This window comes from Luteibacter yeojuensis (genome assembly GCF_000964085.1).
In the GTDB taxonomy this organism is placed as follows: Bacteria; Pseudomonadota; Gammaproteobacteria; order Xanthomonadales; family Rhodanobacteraceae; genus Luteibacter; species Luteibacter yeojuensis_A.
Genome location: NZ_JZRB01000065.1, coordinates 1 through 4,036 on the forward strand (window position 1 = coordinate 1; position 4,036 = coordinate 4,036).

Annotated in this window: 2 protein-coding genes and 1 pseudogene; 2 read left to right on the forward strand and 1 reads right to left on the reverse strand. The window is 61.9% G+C overall.

The window, feature by feature from the left end; all coding sequences use genetic code 11:
• Together VI08_RS19455 and VI08_RS19460 are read left to right on the forward strand one after the other, a co-directional pair.
• Window positions 1-478: pseudogene (locus VI08_RS19455) on the forward strand (catalase HPII); the annotation flags it as partial.
• Window positions 479-710: 232 nt separating this feature from the next.
• Complete coding sequence (locus VI08_RS19460; RefSeq protein ID WP_232309603.1) at window positions 711-1,091, forward strand: response regulator; 381 nt, start codon at window positions 711-713, stop codon at window positions 1,089-1,091.
• Window positions 1,092-1,136: 45 nt separating this feature from the next.
• Here the strand turns inward: VI08_RS19460 and VI08_RS19465 are convergent, their stop codons facing one another.
• Window positions 1,137-1,517 (reverse strand): hypothetical protein, encoded by a 381-nt coding sequence (locus VI08_RS19465; protein ID WP_045831303.1) that lies wholly within the window; start codon window positions 1,515-1,517, stop codon window positions 1,137-1,139.
• Window positions 1,518-4,036: the final 2,519 nt, after the last annotated feature.

A 4,036-nucleotide genomic window follows, 5' to 3' on the forward strand; every position in this document is an offset into this window, starting at 1 on the left:
GCAGATTATCGGCAAGATGAAGAAGACGCTGGAGGGTCGCGTTGTCGGCATTCTGATCAACGATAGATCGGACGCCAAGGCGGTAGCGGCCGTTGTGAAGGCGGCCGAAGCCGCGGGTTCGACCGTCAAGATCGTTGCGCCAAAAGTGGGAGGAGCCGTTTTGTCGAGTGGAACGAAGATGGCCGCTGACGGACAGCTCGCCGGGACGCCATCGATCAATTTTGACGCGGTCGCGGTCATCCTGAGCGAGGAGGGCGCTGGTCAGCTGGTAAGCGATGCCGCCGCCGTGGATTTTGTCCGCGATGCCTTCGGTCACCTCAAAGCCATCGCCTTGGACGACGGGGGTAGGGCATTGTTCGACGCTTCCGGGCTTGAGGCCGATGCGGGCGTTATCGCGGCATCGCAAACCAAGGCATTTATCGATGGCGCTAAGGGGCGATATTTTGATCGTGAGGCAGGCGTACGCATCCTGCCCTGAAACTGCGACAAGCGTGATGGAGCGACCAGGCGGCGCATCGGATCGATGACCTACGGTCGCCATCTGCTCCATTTCTCCCTATCCATGCGACCGCACTTCGCCGTCCTGTCGGCCATTCTGCCTCGACAGGGCGGCAATATGCGCTATGCGTACTGCTTTAGCGCTCTCGGCGCCAAACGTGTGTGTGGGCACGGCCGCTTCACTTCACGCGTGTGAGCGTCTGATCTCTTCATTGATTGGCATCTTTATGAAAACCTTGGCTGGATCCCGACTTCTTGTAGTAGAAGATGACGATTTGATCGGGATGATTTTGAGCACGATTTTAGAAGGGGAGGGCGCGGTGGTGCTCGGCCCTTATCGCAGCTGCTCGGAGGCAGATTCACACGTGGGCGCCGATGCAATCGACGGAGCTCTCTTGGACGTGAACCTTCCCGACGGTACGTCGTACAACCTGGCGCGCGTTCTAGAGGATCGTGGCATTCCATATGCGTTTCTCTCCGCCAGCGATGCATCGGAAGTACCGGCGGACCTGCATCCGCGTCGCCTCCTATCAAAACCGATGCAGGGGGCCAAGATCATTGCGGAGTGTGGAGCACTTGTCGGCGAGAAGTAAGACGAGGGGCGATGGGTCGCTAGCGCGCAAGCTCCGCAAAGATGGTCACCAGGTCTTCGCGTCCGAGACCAACACGGTGTAATCGCTCATGTCGGGCTGGTAGCGGAACAGACGGCCGAGATCAAAGTCGACCGCTTTGCCTGGCTCGATATTCGACGTTCCCGCAGGCCAACCTTGTTTGCTCGAGAGGACTTTGCCGGCAGCGTCTTTGGCGTCGATGCGAATTTGTGCGGCAGCGGCTTCAGTACAGTGGTTGACCAGCTGCCCCTTCATACTGAAACGCGGCTGGCCAGACCCCTGCTGCAGCTTGACCGCAAATGCCTCGATGGCAAAGTCTTTTGCTGAGCAGGCTGCCAGTGCAGTGCCGGACGCCATCAATGCCAGCACACCACACCCGAAAGTGACGCGAATTCGTAAGCTTCTCATGGCTGTTTGCGTGACCAGCCCGACCCCCGGGCCTTCAACCGCTTAACGGCACGATGAGTGCTGGCTTTAGCGGTCGGGACACCATCGCGTTCAGGTCCGCACAGGCCACTTGATCCACACGAGGCTCAGCGCACCGTTCGCGTCAGAAACCGTGCGCTGCGAGCCATCGACGGAGCCGTGACCTCGAGCTTGCCAATGTCGCGGCGGCGGGAGTGGCGGATAGCAACTCGGTACCCTAGATATCGGAGTTTCCGGGCCCTGAGCCGGAAGTCCTCACCGGGCCTAGTCCGGTGCCTTTCCACGTTAGCAGCGATTTGGGTTCCTAATCGCATCGTATTGCCATTTCTGCCTTTGCAGCTTCTGGCCGAATTCGGGCGTCAGGGCAGGGCGATTAGCCCATGTTATCGGTGGTACAGCGCGCGTCCGCCGCGGACCCGCAATGGACCATTTCGAAGACCAAGGTTGACCAGCGGCAGTGGGGTGACCAACACCAGTGCGTTGCCCAAGCGGTCGATGCGCTCCACCAGGCAAAAACGCACGTCGTCGAACTCATAGCCGCCATCTCCCGCCTGGGCGCCGAGGTGGTCGGGCTCAAGTCCGATTGCCGCACCTCGTTCCTGACCCTGTCGACGAGCCGGGGGAGCTCAAAGACGCCGTCCGGGACCTCCATACGGCAGACCCCGCCTTCTCCAGCATTTGCTGGTCATTGTCGACGACGAGCAGCGCCGCCACATGAACGCGGCGATGGCGGCGGTTGTCCCAACGTTGGCAGCGTCGGAATCGGCCGGCGAAGACACCCGGGCGGGTCCCTCGGCTAAGCCGTCGAGACGGGCAACCCCAAGGTAGGGCGTATCACGTATTCCTGACACGCTCACTGCCAACGTGCATTCAACCTCGCAGCCCCTCGCACCCCCAGCTGTGCGCCGGCCGCCTTCGTGCAAACGGAGGCGGTTTTTTTTGGACGGCCATTTGTGTGCGCGTTAGACTCCCGCGTTCGCACAAGCAAAGGACGTGCCCTGCCCGATACGCCCCGCATCCTGGCGCTCGAAGCCATCATCCGCGCCGCCGTGCATCTGGATGACGCACTGGAGCACAGCCTGTTCCCCAGGCGCGCCATCACGTACAGGTCGTTGCCCTTCGGACGGATGCGGCAAGGCTGCCGATGGCAACGGCGTGTGCGCATGCCCTGAGGGAAATTCTTGAGAAACAAGTCCGACCGGAACCTGCCGCATGGCGCGCCGCGCGCGAGAAACTGCATCAGGCCATCGACAACGCGCTCCTCTGCCTTGCGGGAGGATGGTTGATAGGAACCGGCCTTTGCCTTGGCAAGGACGTCGGCCTGAAGGAGGGCGTGCTGCACGGCGGTCCGGACGCCCGCCTCATCGACGGCACTTCCGGCAAGCTCCCCCGTCGCGTGTGTGGTCCCACCAAATTACGCAATCCACTGCACGTCCCGTCCGGTTGGTGCAAACGACACATGGACCAGAATGCGCCGGCCCTGCTCGTCGGTGTGTGTCCAGTCAGCGTGCATAGGCAGTCCTGGTGATGGCACTCCAGCGCGAGATTCAATAGCCCGGCGCAGCGTCATGCTGCATGCTGCCAACACGGATGGCAAACTGGCTTGTCGATTCCCACGGCTTTGGCCATCCAGGCACGTCGCATGCCATGCGCAGACACCCATGAGTGAAGGTAGGCGCCAGTCAGCGATGCTCTCGCCGAGGAAATCGAGTTTCTGATGGGCATGCCAGCCGGCGCCATGGACACGCCGCAGGACGTGGAGCTGGCTTGACTGCTGCACCGACCTTTCCCCGGTGGTTTGAAGTTCTGTGAATCACGATACGAGCGCCGACTTGCCGGGCTTGCTCGGGAAGTTGCTCGACGCCGGGTTCATGCTCGAGGTCGAGCCGGGGTATGCCGAAGCGGTTAAGGCCCACCGTGAGGGTATGGGCGCGCTCAGCGACGCCGAATGGCAGACGTTAATCCGCGAAGTCCGCCCGTCCTTGCCGCCTACGCACGATCGGAAGATCGAGACGGCGAGAGCTGCCTCCTAGAAGTAAACGCCGGTGGGAACCCGAAGCCGACGCGTTCTTGACGGGTAAGCGAGGCGGAGGAGGGGATGCTGAAGCTTCCGGTAGGCAAGGCACATGGCCAGCACTTTTGCAGGTATGGCGTTCGACCCCGAGGTCGGGTTTTCCGTCTGCAAAACGGCACATCCGTCATCGGGGCCATCGGCGCGCCGTCTCACAAACCCCTTCCCGCGCCGCTTGGCTCGATATGCCGGCGAGGTCACGATTGTCAGGGCGTTGATGACGCCATTGGCCCGACGTCGACCGTCCGGGGTCCATCCTGCGCGTGCCTGCCGTACGCGGCGGCGGCTCCTGGTGGTTGGCTTGGATTCACAGCCGGCGCCTTCCCGCCGAAAACGTGCACTGTCCGCTCACGGCCACCGGCGCACCATCACGTCACCCGATGCAGAAACCCGCCATGGACTCTCCCTACACCATCGACGTCGACGTCCA

Excerpts from the sequence above, each read along its gene's own strand:
- VI08_RS19465 (WP_045831303.1), bottom strand. The coding sequence starts at position 1,517 with ATGAGAAGCTTACGAATTCGCGTCACTTTCGGGTGTGGTGTGCTGGCA.